The organism is Chryseobacterium phocaeense (genome assembly GCF_900169075.1).
GTDB lineage: Bacteria > Bacteroidota > Bacteroidia > Flavobacteriales > Weeksellaceae > Chryseobacterium > Chryseobacterium phocaeense.
This window is the reverse complement of sequence record NZ_LT827015.1, coordinates 970,149-985,591: the sequence shown is the minus strand read 5'-3', so window position 1 is coordinate 985,591 and position 15,443 is coordinate 970,149. Positions and strand designations below refer to the sequence as shown.

Genomic DNA, 15,443 nt, shown 5'->3' with positions numbered 1-15,443 from the left:
TTGAATGATTTAAAGATTAAAAGACTAAACGCCTTTCAACAGCAGCAAAACTAAATAAAAAATGAAGAATAAAACTATTCTCCATTTCAATTTATTCAGATAAAATTATTTTCTATTTCTTAATTCTTTCCGCAAGATCTTTAACGTACTTTTTAACTTCTTTATCAATTTTTGATACATCCTTAATGGTATCGCATGCGTACATTACGGTTGAATGGTCTTTTCCACCCATTTCTTCACCGATCTTGGTAAAGGTAGCATTCGTTAATTCCTTTGAGAAATACATTGCCAGCTGTCTTGGAAGGGCAATTTCTCTTTTTCTTGTTTTGGAAAGAAGCTGCTCTTTTTTGATTCCGAAATAATCGCACACCACTTCCTGAATGTAAGGGATGTTGATGACTTTCTTCTGGTTTGCAGCAATTTTATTGATGGTATCTTTCAGCAGCTCAAGGCTAAGATCTGTTCTGTACACAGTAGAATAAGCAATTACAGAATTGATCACCCCAATAAGTTCTCGTACATTGGTTTTGGCTTCAGCAGCCAGGAAATCAAGCATATCTCCCGGAAGAACAATTCCGTCTCTGCTCAATTTATCTACAATGATCTGTCTTCTCGTAGAAAGATCCGGAGATTTGATCTCAGCAGAAAGTCCCCATTTGAAACGGGAAACAATCCTTTCCTGAATATCCATAATATCTGCAGGGGCCTTATCTGAAGTAAGGATAATCTGCTTTCCGTTCTGATGAAGATGATCAAAGATATGGAAGAAACTGTCCTGTGTAGCGGATTTACCGGACAGGAACTGGATATCATCAATGATCAGTACATCCACCATCTGGTAGAAGTTCGCAAACTCAGTTTGCTTATGTGCTTTCGCAGCAGAAATAAACTGCTGGATAAATTTCTCTGAGGATAGATAAAGAACTACTTTGTCCGGAAACTGGTTTTTTACTTCAAGACCTACTGCCTGTCCAAGGTGGGTTTTTCCTACTCCATATCCTCCGTGAAGAAATAATGGGTTGAATGCGGTTGCCCCCGGTCTTTTAGCAATGGATCTGGCCACTGTAGCGGCAAATTTATTGCTTTCCCCTTCTATATAATTATCAAAAGAATAATCAGATTTCAGGTTAGAATCTATATTTACTTTTCTGATTCCCGGAACCACAAAAGGATTTACAATATTGGCGGAGAATCCTTGCGGCATTGTTTCCTGCATTTTTGGTGTAGGAACGCTTTTTCCCTTCATATTCATCGTTACAGGCTTTTCCTGTCCGGCAGGCCTGTTTTCCATCACAGAGTACCACAATTTCACTCCTTTTCCAAGATTTTTCTTCAGGGCAGCAGAAAGCAGGGATAGGTAATTATCCTCAATATATTCCTTGTAAAAATCGCTCGGCACTATAAGCGTAAGGTTATTCGCAACCAACGAAAGTGGCTGTACCTTATCGAATAGCATGTCGAAGGATTTTTCAAGCTTCTTTAGATCAGAATTGTCTTCAGCTGCGTTCAGATTATCACGCATGAACTGAAGGCACTTCTGCCATATCATCATTAAATTTTCATCCATATTTATGCCCCGATTAAATCTTTGTTAGTACTTTTTTTAGAAGGAAGACAAAGGTCCAATTTTTTCTTTTCAAAAAAAAATATTGCAGGTATTGATTATTTAAAAATATATTTGTATGTATAAATACGGACTAAAAATGATACACACAATACACTCAATACGAGTACGTTACGGAGAAACAGACCCTATGAAATATGTATACTATGGGAACTATGCAGAGTACTTTGAAATTGGCAGGGTGGAACTCTTCAGAAACATAGGAATGTCTTATGATGAAATTGAAAACCAAGGAATTTGGCTACCCGTTTCTGACTATAAAATTAAGTATCTGCGACCGGCTTTATATGACCAGAAATTAGAAATCCACACGTATGTAAAAAAAATTCCCGGAGTGCGGATTGAATTTGAATATGAAATTTATAATGAAGATCAGGTTAAAATTACAGAAGCTTCTACTACCCTGTTCTTTTTAGACGCGAAAACCAATAAAGTGATTAAGTGCCCTGACTTTCTGATGAAGCTTATTGAGGAAAACTGGGATAAGTAACAGGTATTAGGTAACAGGTAGCAGGTGGTAGGTGGCAATTCATAGTTATCAGGATATTCATTTAAAGTATGGCTGTTTTTAAACTAATTTGCATCTTTGCACTTCAAAATAATGTTAAACAATCTCTAGACTTATATAATTACCTATGAAAATCGCTTTTTTGGGTCCGCATGCAAGTTTCACACAGCTTGCGGCCACACAGCTTTTTCCTGATGATGAACTTGTTCCTCAGGCCAATATCCTGGACTGTTTTAATGCCGTAGATAAAGGAGAGGCTGAAAAAGCAGTAGTACCGCTGGAAAACTCTATTGAAGGCACTGTTTCTATGACGCTGGATTATTTGTACAAAACACCGTCTATCAAAATTGAAGCGGAAGGTGTGATGCCTATTGCCCATCATCTGATGATTCACCCGGAGAACAATATAGAGGACATTGAAAAAATATATTCCCATCCGCAGGCCCTGGCGCAAAGCTTTCATTTCCTGGACACCCACTATAAAGAAATAAACAGACAGGATTTTTCATCAACTGCCGCTGCGGCGAAGTATGTTTCCGAGAATAGGGAGCTGAAAATAGCAGCCGTTGCCAATCAGTTTGCAGCCAATCTGTACGGGTTGAAGATTGTTCACCGGAACATCCAGGATTTTGAGCAGAATCACACTCGGTTTATTGTCATTTCCAAACAGAAGGATACGTATCACAATGCGAAGCTTCAGATGCTGGGTGAGAAATCCGGTATGCTGATCAATCTTCCTGAGGATCATCCGGGAGGGCTTCACCAGGTGCTTTCTGTTTTTGCGTGGAGAAAAATGAACCTCAGCAAAATAGAATCAAGAACCCTGAAAACCGGACTTGGAAATTATTTCTTTTTCATTAATGTTGTTGGAAAATGGGAAGATGTATTGCATGGCAATGCGCTTCTGGAACTTCAGTCTATCAACGCGGAAGTTGATTTTCTGGGAAATTATAAAGAATTTCTACTCGAAAGTTAAGAAATATCCATTTGTATTAAACTGACACTGCCGTTAACCGGCAGTGTTTTTTTTATTGTGCATTCCATGTCCAGTTCCCGTCATTACTAAATACTGACAAAATTACTCTACTTTTTCCGACATAAGATTTTCATTTTACGGCTATTATAAATGTTAATTATTTCATTAAGTAGTGATATAATAAAATAAATTATATACTTTTACACCGATGAATAAAATAAAAAATAAAGATATATAACCATATTATGAAATAAAGTAAAGAAAATAATAAACAAATGTTTAAATTATTCACATTAAAAATAACTATACATTAAATTAATCACAAACAAGGCATGATTTTTGCTTGATTTAATTGAAAACTAATAAAAAAACTTACCTTATGAAAACTAAAATCTACAGCTTAGCATTAGCTCTATGCAGTGTTTCCGCATTTTCACAGATTGGGATTAATACCCCGAACCCTACCGCAGCTCTGGACGTAAACGGAACCATGAAAATCCGTGACACTCCCCTTGCTACAGCATTGCCCGGTTACACCATTATGGCCGTAAACCAGGGAACATTTCAGGTTGCCAAAGTAGAACCGCAGGTCATTATTGATGCTGCTGCTACTGCCGCCAATACAAACAGTTCCGTATATGCCGCCAAGAAAACCAGCGGAATCACGCTCCTGAGTCTTGGGATTTTCCCTACCGGATTCAGGGTGGTGAACTTTTTGACCGCCGAAAGAACAGTGGGATCCGCTTCATTATTCTCTGAAACGGATTATACATACACCATTCCGTCCACCGGTGTGTATCACGTAGGATTTTCTTTCCGTTATGGTGCAGGATTACAGGCTGCCATACTTACCAATACTCCGGGTATTGGAATTTTCAGAACCAGAGGCGGTGTCGGTACTCTTATTGACAGCCGTGTATTCAGTGGCCTTACTGTTCCACTTGTATTAAGCTTAACTATTTCAGAGAGCACCATTAATTCCCTGTATTCATTTCAGGCAGGAGACAAAGTTTCTTTTGGGCTTACCGGGTCTTCTCTACTGGAGGGAGGATTACTGGGAACAAGTATCGGATCATTCTTCATCTATAAAGTATCTAACTAGAAAAAAGATAATTTAATCACTCTGCACGGTTAATCCATCACAGAATATGTGGTGGATTAATTTTTATACGGTTAAAAACATTTGCTTTATATTTGATAAAAAGTACAGAATGAGTGAAGTTCTCTTAATTATATTCGTCATTGCCATTATTTTTTTTGCCTTCAATACGCTTAATATTAAGATTAAAAGGCTTGAGAAAGAGATTGATGATCTAAAACTTAAATTTAATCAGCCGCAGCAAAGAACGTCAGCAATCTTACAGGACGAAAAAGCCCCTGTACAAGAAGCTGAGCTCCCTCAACAGGTTCAAAGTATTCCGGCCAATGAAGAAATCCATGAACCAGAACTTCCTTCACCACCACAAAAAGACTGGCTGGAACCTGCTTTTGATTTTTTAAAACAAAACATCCTGACCATCATCGGGATATTCACACTCGTTCTCGGAATAGGCTATTTTGTAAAATATGCTATTGACAAAAACTGGATCGGTGAAACCTTAAGAGCGGGAATAGGCCTTGCCGTAGGAGCCGTAATTATAACTGCCGGGCATTTTCTAAGAAAAAATTATGCAGTCTTTGCATCTATTATCACGGGAGGAGGAATTGCCGTTCTGTATTTTACCACAACGATTGCTTTCCGGGAATATCATCTTTTTACGCAGAACACCGCTTTTTTTATCACTACTCTGATCACGTTAATTTCGATTGCCCTCGCCTATTATTATAAAAGTGAAGTCCTTATTATTTTTGCTCTTCTGGGTGGGTTTTCTGCTCCGCTGATGATCAGCACGGGACAGAGCAATTACCTTTTCCTGTTCACGTATCTTACCCTTCTGAATATTGGTATGCTTGCTGCTGCATTCCTTAAAAACTGGAAAAGTGTGGGATGGACAGCGTATGTTTTCACGAGCATCTATCTGTTCTCCTGGACCTCAGAAAAACCTGAATGGCTTACCATTGTATTTTATATTATTAATTACATTATTTTCTATGCTTTTGCCCTGCAGGATTATCTCAAAAACAAAACACTTTCACCATGGAATACGCTGATGCTTGTTCTCATCAACTTTTCAGCTATTATTGGGTTGATTTATATATTCAACACGGCAGGGTACGAACCGGTTATTATTTTCCCGCTTATTTTCGCGGTAGTTAATGGGATTCTTTTTTTAAAGGAATATCAGAAAAAAGACTTTGGGTTCAGCTATTCTGTCTTTGCAGCCCTTTCTGTCAGTCTTGTCACGGTTGCAGTTGCTCTTCAGTTTAAAACGCACCTCATCACAAGCGTGTGGGCGGTGGAAGCATCACTTTTGCTCTATATCTGGAAAAAAAGCGGACATGATATTTTCAGAACATGTTTTTATGTTTTATTTCCAATGGTGATTATGGCTCAGATCGTCACGTGGTCTTCCTATTTTAATAAGGACAATATGGTAGTTATAGTGAATCCTGTATTTTTAACCAGTCTGATTACCATTTCCACAACGGCTGTCAATCTATTTTTGCTGAAAAACATGCATAAAGCCGGAAAAACGGAAGATAATTTCTTTGAAACTGTTTTTGCGGCAGTAAGCTATGGAATTATTTACCTCGCCCTTCTGCTGGAAATCACGTACCATATTTCAGATCAGCCATGGCCTTCTATTCTGAGTATTGGGATGCTTTTCAGTATTTATTATGTTTTCGGATTGCTGTTGCTCAGGAAAAAACTGGATATCAACCCAACCATTCAAACGGGACTTATTTATCTCTTCCTGATCCTGATCGCTTTTAATGCTTCATTTGTGGCATCAGAACTTGTGACTTCGGTATTGTATAAGGATATTACATTCAGTTTTTATATGTTACATCTTTTGCACTGGATTCCTTTTGTATATGTACTTTGGAATGTATCTTCCATCCGTGATTTTTATCAGACTAAAATCTCGTACTGGGCTTTATCAGCGACCATTACCATTGCGGTGAGTTGTGGTCTTTACAATACGTATCTTGCAGGTTCCGTCACTAATCCGGAGTATATTTCAAAAGCAAGAGAACATTTCACCATTCTTTATCTGCCTATTATATGGACTGTTTTGGCGAGTATATTCATCTACGTCAGTCTGAAAAAAAGCACTCCTGAATACAGCAGAATCGGATTTACATTGATTGGGATTATGGTGCTTAAACTATACAGCTATGATGTGTGGCAGATGGACAATGTTTCAAGGATCACGGCATTTATTATTTTGGGCGTCATCCTATTATTAAGTTCCTTTACCTTCCAGCGGCTGAAGAATATTATCAGGAATATGGTGGAGAAGAAGGATGAGGAAAAGGAGGAATAGGGTTTGAGTTCAGGGTTCAAGGTTCAAAGTTTAAGGTTTAAGGTTTAAGGTTTAAGGTTTTAAGTTATGGAAGTTGAAAGAAGGGCCGGTCTGTATTTTTGAGAGGTTATTAACACAGATTTAATTCCGGTGATGCGCTGTGCAGCCCTTCGATTTTGCAAAAAAACGTGTTATTTCTAAACAATCTTTAAAATATCATGAAAATTCATTCACATTTTATAAAAATTAATTATATTTATCCAGTTTTTAACAGTTACATATTCTGGTTATGAAAAAATTACTCTATTCTTTTTTATTATTATCCTCTGCAACATTATTTGCGCAGAAGAACCCTTCTGTAAAGTTTGCTGTAGCTAATGATATTGTCGGAACTGTTGGTATGTTCAATGCAAAAAAAGCCATCGTTCAGAGTTCAAATGTCTATAAAAGTGCTGCAGGACTGCCTCAGGGCTTAAAAAAATACAGCTTCCTTGCCGAAAAAGGTCTTACGGAATTCAAAATCAAAAATGGTTATGAAGCCCTGGACAGAATCTCGCTTGCTGAAGTGAACAAACAAAACGGTGTTTCGGAAAATACTCCTGTTATCATTGAAGGCTATGAATTCCCGGACACCAATATGAAAATCTATGGTGATATAATGGGCAACGTAGAAGTTAAAGACTACAACGGAAAGAAAACAGTATTTCTAAAGGTTCTTTAAAATCATTTGTATACAAGATAAAAAGGATACCAAGAAGGTATCCTTTTGTTATTTAATCTGAATAAGTTGATTTTATTTTGATAGCATCCGGGAAAATGGGTAACAGCCAAAATTACTGACTAAGATTAACTTCAAACCTCCCTCTTCCGCCTTCCAACATTTAATATCTGTTGCTCCATTTTTTCTTAAGCTCTTCATAGATTTTTTTCTCTGTGGCATTATTTCCGGGCTGATAGAGCTTCACATTTTTTATTTCTTCAGGCAGAAAATCCTGATCTACAAAATTACCTTCATAGGAATGGGCATATTTATAATCTTTTCCATAATCCAGATCTTTCATCAGCTTGGTAGGGGCATTTCTCAGATGCAAAGGTACGGGCAGATTACCGGTCTGTTTTACCAGAGCCAGCGCTTCGTTGATAGCCATATAGGTTGAATTGCTTTTAGGGGAAACCGCAAGATACACTGCCGTCTCACTCAAAATAATCCTCGATTCCGGATTTCCGATGACATTCACCGCCTGAAAACAGTTGTTGGCGATCACCAACGCATTAGGATTCGCCAATCCGATGTCTTCCGCTGCCAGGATCAGCATTCTTCTTGCAATGAACTTGATATCCTCCCCGCCTGCAATCATCCTTGCCAGCCAGTAAACTGCACCGTTAGGATCACCGCCGCGCATGGATTTTATAAAAGCGGAAATAATATCATAATGCTGCTCCCCGTTTTTATCGTACAGCGCCATGGTTTCCTGCAAAACTTCCAGAACATCTGCGTTCCTGATTTCCTTTTTATCTGAATTTTTGTATTGGTTAAGAACAAGCTCAACGGAATTAATCAGTTTTCTGGCATCACCTCCCGAATACTGTATGAAAGCTCCATTTTCTACAATTTCAAAACCGGTTCCCTCATCTTTATTATACCGCTGTGAAGCAGTTTCAATGAGTTCTTCAAGCTTTTCATAGCTTAATGCTTTTAGGATATACACCTGGCTTCGCGATAAAAGTGCCGATACCACTTCAAAGCTGGGGTTTTCCGTAGTAGCCCCAATCAGAACTATCCATCCTTTCTCCACAGCATGCAAAAGGGAATCCTGCTGGGATTTATTGAAACGGTGAATCTCATCAATGAATAAAATAGGAGATTTCCCGGAGAACAAATTCTGCTTTTTAGCATCTTCAATCACATCGCGTACATCTTTAACCCCTGATGACACTGCGGAAAGCTTATAAAACTTTCGTCCGGATTTTTCTGAAATAATTTCAGCCAGAGTGGTTTTCCCGGTCCCGGGAGGTCCCCAGAGAATCAGTGAATTCAATGTATTATTTTCGATCATCTTTCTGATCGTACCTTTTTCACCGGTGAGATGTTCCTGCCCGAGAACTTCATCAAGGGTTTTGGGTCTTAATTTTTCGGCTAGGGGAATATTCTGGCTCAAGATAATTTAATTTTTTATGGATAAACAGATCCAGGTTTTGTCTCTGAAACTTCTAACAAAATTAAACTAATTTTAATTTTTTTACCCTATTTTTGCATTGTTTTGAAACTTACATTCAATAAAATCATTAGTTTTCCTTTGGTAATTTTAATAAAATTTTACCAATGGTTTATTTCGCCTCTGCTTCCCAAAAACTGCCGTTACCAACCTACCTGCTCCCATTATATGGTGGAGGCACTTCAGGTTCATGGTATTTTCAGGGGACTTTGGCTGGGTGTAAGGAGAATTTCAAAATGCCATCCCTGGGGAGGCAGCGGCTACGACCCTGTTCCTCCTAAAAAATAAATGAATAACAAACTATTAAATCCATAGCAATGAGTAACCTATTTTTCAGAATTTATCTCATCGTATTTGCATTCATCATGCAATTCACCTTTGCTCAGGACTATCCCGGAGGTTTATCAGACGGAACGCTGAAAGTAAACGGAGGCAGTGTCCCGGTAAAAATCTTTTCAACAACGGAGGTAGGCGACCTGAATGCTTTTCCCGAAAAAAATGCAGGGAACAATGTTCTGGTCATCCTGAACGAGTCAAATTTTGAACCGGCTTATTTCAATTACAGTGTTAACACGTTGGAAAAATACAAAAGCCTGCATTATCAGTTCTTTGATAAAAATTTTAAACTGATTGACACACCGGCTACCAAAGATAATATTACTCATTTCAAGTATGCTGTTAAAACCGCAAAACCTATCACCGGGACTGATAGCGTAGCCCTTGAAACGCCATTCAAAATCTGGGATCCTTCAAAAGGAATTCAGATAGGGCCTGTAACCTTGCATTTCTATAGCCTTATGTTTGTTTTTGCATTTGGTTTTGGATATGTTTTAATGCTCAGAATATTTAAAATTGATAACGTAAACCAGAAATATCTAGAGCCGCTTTTCACATGGACCCTGATCGGAACCATTTTAGGGGCAAGATTAGGCCATGTTATTTTCTACCAACCGGAATTATTCAAGGAGGATTTCTGGAGTGTTTTTTTACCGATCAGCACCAAAAACGGATTTAAATTTACGGGATTCTCAGGACTGGCCAGCCACGGAGCGACCATAGCACTGATTTTCACCACCTTATATTACTCATTCAAAATTATTAAAAAAAATCCGTTCTGGGTATATGACAGACTAGGAATTGTAGTTGCGCTTGGAGGTGCATTTGTAAGACTAGGGAACTTTTTCAACTCCGAAATCGTAGGAAAAGCTGCTGCTCCAAATTCTCCGCTTGCTATTCTTTTTCCACAGCAAAGCAGTGAGTATGGGCCTACTGTTCCTCGTTATCCGGGTCAGCTTCTTGAAGCTATAGGTTATGTATGTCTTTTTGTACTGCTATGGATCTTGTATAGAAAAACCAATAAAAAATACCAGCAGGGATGGCTGTTCGGATTGTTCTTTATTATCCTTTGGGCCATCAGATTCTTTGTAGAATTCTTAAAAGAGCCTCAGGGAGACGAGTTCATCCAGATTGGCAGCCTTAACACGGGCCAGGTTCTTTCCATCCCGTTTATGATTGCCGGAGTTGTCATCATGCTGATGTCTAAGAAATTTAAAATTACCCAGGCGGAAAATGAAAAACCGGAATAGTTTTTAGGGTAAAAACGCGAAAGGGCAAATTTGCAAAAAGGCAGATTTGCCCTTTTTTATTTAATGTGAACAGAGATTACTCATCACCTTCACCCCATTAATTAGCCCATTCGCCTTTTTTGCCATTTCGCTTATTAGCCTTTTTGCGATTTCGCCCTTTCGCCTTTTAGCCCAACTACAATTTCACTGCCACCCTCCTGTTCAGTTCCTCAAAAACCTTCCCGAATTCATCAATCACATCCGTAGGCAGCATTGATTCTTTAGAATGCTTTTCAGCAGCCAGATCAGCCGCCCGTCCATGAAGCCATACGCCTAAAATACATGTTTCTTCTTCTGAATATCCCTGTGCAAGAAGTGAAGTTAAGACCCCTGTGAGGATATCCCCACTTCCGCCTTTAGCCAAACCTGCATTTCCGGTTATATTATAAAATATATTTCCTTCGGGAGTAATCACCTGCGTATGATGATCTTTAAGTACTAAGTAAATCTTTAGTTCTTCTGCTTTTCTTTTGGCTGACTCCAGTCTTTCAAAAGAATTTTCAGAGGTTCCGAAAAGGCGTTTAAATTCTTTAGGATGCGGTGTTATGATGGATTTCTGTGGAATCAGTTTCAGGTTTTTATCATCCTCAGCTATTATGTTTAAAGCATCGGCGTCCAGAACCAAAGGCTTTGAATAATCTTTTAAAAAATTCAGAAATGCTTCTTTTGTTTTCGGATCAGTTCCCAGGCCGGGGCCTATTCCGGCAACGGAGTCTTTTTCTACAGGAAAACGGTCAATACAGTCTTCTCCTCCTTTCATAAACATGGCTTCGGGGCAGGAAGTCTGAAGAACTTCATATCCGCATCCGGGAGCCAGTGCAAAGGTAAGTCCGGCTCCGGTCTTTAATGCAGCCCTAGTAGACAGTACCGACGCTCCTATTTTACCATAACTTCCACCTGCAATGGTTACTTTCCCATAGGTTCCTTTATGGGAAAAATCCTGTCTTGGTTTAAAGATATTCTCTATAAGCTTTTCATCTATGACAAAGCTTTCGGCGGGTTCCACTTGATAGTATTCCGGATGGAGTCCTATATCCAGAATAATTACTTTTCCGGTATATTTTCCTGTTTCCGGATGCAGGAAACTTTTTTTCCAGCATTGAAAGCTTAATGTATAATCAGCTTTAAAAATAAGTGAGTCTTTTTTAAGCAGATCATCAGCAGACATTCCCGAAGGCATATCAACGGATATTTTAATGCAGTTTTTGTCGTTCAGGAATTCAACTATTTCTTTGCTGCTGCCTTCCACAGGCCTGGAAAGCCCGCTTCCGAAAAGTGCGTCCAAAATAATGGTCTTAGCATCAAAATTATACTGATCCGCCTCTTTGAAATCCCTGACAAAAATTCCGGAGAAATCCCGCAGTCTTTTTAAATTGACCGAAGCATCATCTGAAAATTTCCCTTTGACATTCTGAACAAATATATCTACATCAAACCCCTTTGCATAAAGGATTCTCGCTGCTGCCAATCCATCACCGCCATTATTTCCGTTCCCACAGAATATTGCTATTTTTTTGTGATTTTTACAGTTTTCCGAAATCCAGCCCGCCAATGCCTCGGAAGCCCTTTCCATCAGCTGTATGGAAGAAACAGGTTCGTGGATAATGGTAAACTGATCCCAGGCGCGTATCTGTTCTGCAGAAAATATTTTCATAAGATGATTAAACTTTTAACCAAATTACGAAAGTTTTCCTGTATAGTAGGTTTCGCCACTATAAAAACAAAAAGCACTTACAGATTATTATGATTATCGGGCATTTAACCGGTCGTCCTGATGAGTAAAAAACCTTCTGAACTCAATGCATAATTCAATATTCATGGAATAAAAAAACTTCAAAAAGTAACGTTTTTTACATTTTTTAATTCTATTTTTGTGTATATACTAATTAAAAAAATATAAATTATGGGATTTGTTAAAGAATTTAGAGACTTTGCTTTCAAGGGCAATGTGCTTGACCTGGCTGTCGGTGTGATCATCGGGGGAGCATTCGGGAAAATTGTTTCCTCTTTGGTGGAAGATGTGATAACTCCACTTTTACTGAACCCGGCATTGAAAGCCGCGGGCGCTGAAAACATTTCAAAACTTTCATGGAACGGGGTGACTTACGGTAACTTCCTATCGGCCGTCATCAGCTTCCTGTGTATTGCCATGGTACTTTTCTGGATCATTAAAGGAGCCAATAAGATCGTTAAAAAAGAAGAGGCTGCTCCGGCAGGTCCTACTGAAGATCAGAAGTTGCTGGCTGAAATCAGGGATCTCCTTAGAAGTAAGAATAATATATAAAACTGAAAGCACCTCGTTTGAGGTGCTTTTTACTTGTATTGCAATCAGCTGTGTTACTGAATCTGTAAAATACTTGAAATCTGCTCTGCTAAGGAAAGACCAATTCTGTCCTGAGCCTCTAAAGTAGATGCTCCCGTGTGAGGAGTCAGAGAGATTTTTGAGTGATTGAGTATCGCTTTGGATGGTGTAGGTTCATTGATAAAAACATCAAGTCCGGCAAATTTCACCTTACCTGAATCCAATGCATCAATTAAAGCTGATTCGTCGATCACGCCTCCTCTTGAGCAGTTCACGATAGCAACACCATTCTTCATCATATCAAACTCATTTTTCCCGATCATATAGCCGTCTTTCTGAGCCGGAACGTGAAGGGTAATAAAATCCGAATGCTTCAATACATCCTGAAGCGGTTCTGTTTCTATATCTACATTGATGAACTGGTTATTATAGAATTTAACCTTGATGCTTGCTTTCCCTACATTATTATCTGCAGCAACTACTCTCATTCCCAATCCAAGGGCTATTCTGGCAACTTCCTGCCCTATTCTTCCCATCCCAACGATTCCGATGGTTTTTCCTCTCAGCTCCATTCCTGCAGTATATGCTTTTTTAAGTCCGGCAAATTCCGTATCACCTATTAACGGCATTTTTCTGTTTGAATCCTGAAGAAACCTGGCTCCTGAAAACAGGTGGGCAAAAACCAGCTCAGCCACTGATTCCGAGGAAGCAGAAGGAGTATTGATCACATGAATCCCTTTCTCTCTTGCATAGTCCACATCAATATTATCCATTCCAACCCCGCCGCGTCCTATAATTTCTATAGACGGACAGCCATCAATAATATCTTTTCTTACTTGGGTAGCACTCCTTACCAGAAGGGTACGGATCTTATGCTCATTAATGTAATCCACTAAAAACTCCTGCGGAACTTTTGTGGTGATCACTTCAAATCCTTTCTCAGTAAGTGCATCAATTCCTGATTGGTCCAGACCGTCATTTGCTAAAACTTTCATAAATACAATTGATATTAAAAAGTGAAAAGATTTAAAAATTAAAAGGTTTCAAGTGGGTGCACTTCTCTCATTTAATCTTTAAATCTTTGTATATGAATTTTCTTAATCTTCTTTGAAAACTTCAATGGTAACCTGCTTTTCTACAAGGTCTGTAAATTTGCCTTTGTATCTTGTAGCTCTCACCAGGTGGTTGTCTATCCAGTGATAGTTTCCGCCTCTTGGTTTTCCGCAGAGTACGCTGTGGTACCTGAAACCGTGCTTGTCCAGCCAGTCGATGGTGATTTGTTTCAGGTTTTCTGTCCTTGAAGTAAAAAAACAGATTTGATGCCCTTCATCGTACCATTTATTGATTGTTTCCAGTGCATCAGGGTAAGGTTCGCAGGTAACCATTCTTTCCGGCTCTTCATTCGGAACATCGTCCGTAATGGTACCGTCTATGTCTATTAAATAATTTTTTACTCCATCCTTAAGAATAGGACTTAAGTGTTCGATATATTCTAACTCCATCATTAAAATTTGAGCTGTAAAGTTACGGATTTTATAAGGAAACTAAGTGTTAAATTGAGTTTAAGTTAAAAATTTACTACAAATAATAATATTTAATGAATAATATAAATATTTTATTCACCTTTTTGATCTTTATGGTTAAAAATTTTCTCTTTTGTTCTATCATTAAAGTAACAAATCATCCAATGAGCAAATTTGCCATTTCGCCTTTTTTACCCTTTCGCTATTCCCCAAAGCATATGATGTTTATCCAAAAATTTTCAAAATACATTTATTAGACTTACATTTGTAGAAATGGAAGAATTTGTAGTTTTAGTTAATCCTGAAGATGAAGTTCTGGGTCTTATGGAAAAGCAGCAGGCTCACATCAACGGTCTTCTGCACCGTGCATTTTCTGTATTTTTGTTCAACAGCAAAGGTGAGATGCTCCTTCAGAAAAGGGCGTCCGGGAAATACCATTCTCCCAGCCAATGGACCAATGCGGTGTGCTCACATCCAAAAGAAGATGAAACTTACATTGACGGCGCCAGACGCAGATTGCAGGAGGAACTGGGAATTGAAGCGGAGCTTTCGGAAAAATTCAATTTTATCTATAAAGCAGATGTAGGAGGCGGGCTTTGGGAACATGAACTGGACCATGTTTTTGTAGGGAATTATGAAGCCGATTTTCATCTGAATCAGGAAGAGGTAGAAGAAGTAAGATTTATTTCCATTGAAGATCTGGATCAGGAAATGGCTGAACATCCGGAACATTTTACTGCATGGTTCAAAATTATCCTTGAAGAATATAAACACCATTTTTAACTGATGAAAAAAATCCTGCTTGTAGCCGCTTTTTTATCGGGAAGTCTGTTTTTTGCCCAGAAAGCAAAGGTATATGATACTCCCGGCTACTCCATCAATGTTCCGGAAGGCTGGAGATCCACCAATGACAGTGAAATCGTTAATATTTTCCCAGCCAATGAGATCGGAGCCATTACCATTTCGGAATACCATGATCTGAATCTTCCCAAGTCAGAGATGAAAAAATTCATCCTGGCTCTTTACAAATCTGAGGAACCGGAGAGCAAAATAAAAGAAAATAAAGGCAGAAAAGGATATACCGAATATTTTTACGAATATTTCGATGAAAAAGAAAAACTGCACTGGATTACCCGGGCATTTCAGAAAGACAAAGATCTGTATCTTATCTCCATCAACTGCGGCGAGAAATTCTGGAACGGAAATTATATGAGCCTTTTTAACGAAACTTTCAACAGCTTTAAAATAAAGAAATAAAAATT

At 38.6% G+C, this 15,443-nt stretch carries 15 protein-coding genes; 10 read left to right on the top strand and 5 right to left on the bottom strand.

Going from position 1 to position 15,443, the window contains the following annotated elements:
* Positions 1 to 112: 112 nt before the first annotated feature.
* Entirely contained in the window at positions 113 to 1,567 is a 1,455-nt protein-coding gene (dnaA, locus tag B7E04_RS11115) for a chromosomal replication initiator protein DnaA (protein ID WP_080778715.1), read from the bottom strand.
* 136 nt (positions 1,568 to 1,703) lie between these two features.
* Between dnaA and B7E04_RS11110 the strand changes: the two genes are divergently transcribed.
* The 5 genes from B7E04_RS11110 (at position 1,704) to B7E04_RS11090 (ending at position 7,236) form a co-directional block, all read left to right on the top strand.
* A complete protein-coding gene (locus B7E04_RS11110; RefSeq protein WP_080778714.1) occupies positions 1,704 to 2,114 on the top strand; it encodes an acyl-CoA thioesterase in 411 nt (136 codons plus the stop codon).
* A 145-nt stretch (positions 2,115 to 2,259) separates the two neighbouring features.
* Positions 2,260 to 3,108 (top strand): prephenate dehydratase, encoded by an 849-nt coding sequence (pheA, locus tag B7E04_RS11105; RefSeq protein ID WP_080778713.1) that lies wholly within the window; start codon positions 2,260 to 2,262, stop codon positions 3,106 to 3,108.
* A gap of 379 nt (positions 3,109 to 3,487) precedes the next feature.
* Entirely contained in the window at positions 3,488 to 4,210 is a 723-nt protein-coding gene (locus tag B7E04_RS11100; protein ID WP_080780659.1) for a hypothetical protein, read from the top strand.
* A 109-nt stretch (positions 4,211 to 4,319) separates the two neighbouring features.
* A complete protein-coding gene (locus B7E04_RS11095) occupies positions 4,320 to 6,536 on the top strand; it encodes a DUF2339 domain-containing protein (protein WP_080778712.1) in 2,217 nt (738 codons plus the stop codon).
* Between the two features lie 268 nt (positions 6,537 to 6,804).
* Positions 6,805 to 7,236, top strand: a complete 432-nt coding sequence (locus tag B7E04_RS11090; protein ID WP_080778711.1) for a hypothetical protein — start codon at positions 6,805 to 6,807, stop codon at positions 7,234 to 7,236.
* Positions 7,237 to 7,396: 160 nt separating this feature from the next.
* On the opposite strand, the gene B7E04_RS11085 is transcribed toward B7E04_RS11090, so the two are convergent.
* The gene (locus B7E04_RS11085; protein ID WP_080778710.1) at positions 7,397 to 8,674 is read right to left on the bottom strand and encodes a replication-associated recombination protein A; all 1,278 of its coding nucleotides are present in this window, start codon (positions 8,672 to 8,674) and stop codon (positions 7,397 to 7,399) included.
* 102 nt (positions 8,675 to 8,776) lie between these two features.
* Here B7E04_RS11085 and yidD point away from each other — a divergent pair, with 102 nt between their 5' ends.
* Positions 8,777 to 9,019: a membrane protein insertion efficiency factor YidD gene (gene yidD, locus B7E04_RS11080; protein WP_185117077.1), complete on the top strand. Its 243-nt coding sequence runs from the start codon at positions 8,777 to 8,779 to the stop codon at positions 9,017 to 9,019.
* A 449-nt stretch (positions 9,020 to 9,468) separates the two neighbouring features.
* Complete coding sequence (lgt, locus tag B7E04_RS11075; RefSeq protein ID WP_080780657.1) at positions 9,469 to 10,317, top strand: prolipoprotein diacylglyceryl transferase; 849 nt, start codon at positions 9,469 to 9,471, stop codon at positions 10,315 to 10,317.
* A gap of 175 nt (positions 10,318 to 10,492) precedes the next feature.
* Here the strand turns inward: lgt and B7E04_RS11070 are convergent, their stop codons facing one another.
* Positions 10,493 to 12,010, bottom strand: coding sequence for an NAD(P)H-hydrate dehydratase (locus B7E04_RS11070; protein WP_080778709.1), 1,518 nt, complete (start codon positions 12,008 to 12,010; stop codon positions 10,493 to 10,495).
* 249 nt (positions 12,011 to 12,259) lie between these two features.
* Here B7E04_RS11070 and mscL point away from each other — a divergent pair, with 249 nt between their 5' ends.
* Positions 12,260 to 12,640: a large conductance mechanosensitive channel protein MscL gene (mscL, locus tag B7E04_RS11065; RefSeq protein WP_080778708.1), complete on the top strand. Its 381-nt coding sequence runs from the start codon at positions 12,260 to 12,262 to the stop codon at positions 12,638 to 12,640.
* Positions 12,641 to 12,693: 53 nt separating this feature from the next.
* Here the strand turns inward: mscL and B7E04_RS11060 are convergent, their stop codons facing one another.
* Positions 12,694 to 13,653, bottom strand: coding sequence for a D-2-hydroxyacid dehydrogenase (locus B7E04_RS11060; protein ID WP_080778707.1), 960 nt, complete (start codon positions 13,651 to 13,653; stop codon positions 12,694 to 12,696).
* Positions 13,654 to 13,755: 102 nt separating this feature from the next.
* Complete coding sequence (locus B7E04_RS11055; protein ID WP_080780656.1) at positions 13,756 to 14,160, bottom strand: LNS2 domain-containing protein; 405 nt, start codon at positions 14,158 to 14,160, stop codon at positions 13,756 to 13,758.
* 294 nt (positions 14,161 to 14,454) lie between these two features.
* Between B7E04_RS11055 and idi the strand changes: the two genes are divergently transcribed.
* Both idi and B7E04_RS11045 read left to right on the top strand, forming a co-directional pair.
* Positions 14,455 to 14,964, top strand: a complete 510-nt coding sequence (gene idi / locus B7E04_RS11050; RefSeq protein ID WP_080778706.1) for an isopentenyl-diphosphate Delta-isomerase — start codon at positions 14,455 to 14,457, stop codon at positions 14,962 to 14,964.
* 3 nt (positions 14,965 to 14,967) lie between these two features.
* On the top strand, positions 14,968 to 15,438 hold the full coding sequence (locus B7E04_RS11045) for a hypothetical protein (RefSeq protein ID WP_228439904.1): 471 nt from the start codon (positions 14,968 to 14,970) through the stop codon (positions 15,436 to 15,438).
* Positions 15,439 to 15,443 lie beyond the last annotated feature (5 nt).

Coding starts and splice junctions, on each gene's coding strand:
- dnaA (WP_080778715.1), bottom strand. CDS start 1,567: ATGGATGAAAATTTAATGATGATATGGCAGAAGTGCCTTCAGTTCATG.
- B7E04_RS11110 (WP_080778714.1), top strand. CDS start 1,704: ATGATACACACAATACACTCAATACGAGTACGTTACGGAGAAACAGAC.
- pheA (WP_080778713.1), top strand. CDS start 2,260: ATGAAAATCGCTTTTTTGGGTCCGCATGCAAGTTTCACACAGCTTGCG.
- B7E04_RS11100 (WP_080780659.1), top strand. CDS start 3,488: ATGAAAACTAAAATCTACAGCTTAGCATTAGCTCTATGCAGTGTTTCC.
- B7E04_RS11095 (WP_080778712.1), top strand. CDS start 4,320: ATGAGTGAAGTTCTCTTAATTATATTCGTCATTGCCATTATTTTTTTT.
- B7E04_RS11090 (WP_080778711.1), top strand. CDS start 6,805: ATGAAAAAATTACTCTATTCTTTTTTATTATTATCCTCTGCAACATTA.
- B7E04_RS11070 (WP_080778709.1), bottom strand. CDS start 12,010: ATGAAAATATTTTCTGCAGAACAGATACGCGCCTGGGATCAGTTTACC.
- mscL (WP_080778708.1), top strand. CDS start 12,260: ATGGGATTTGTTAAAGAATTTAGAGACTTTGCTTTCAAGGGCAATGTG.
- B7E04_RS11060 (WP_080778707.1), bottom strand. CDS start 13,653: ATGAAAGTTTTAGCAAATGACGGTCTGGACCAATCAGGAATTGATGCA.
- B7E04_RS11055 (WP_080780656.1), bottom strand. CDS start 14,160: ATGGAGTTAGAATATATCGAACACTTAAGTCCTATTCTTAAGGATGGA.
- idi (WP_080778706.1), top strand. CDS start 14,455: ATGGAAGAATTTGTAGTTTTAGTTAATCCTGAAGATGAAGTTCTGGGT.
- B7E04_RS11045 (WP_228439904.1), top strand. CDS start 14,968: ATGAAAAAAATCCTGCTTGTAGCCGCTTTTTTATCGGGAAGTCTGTTT.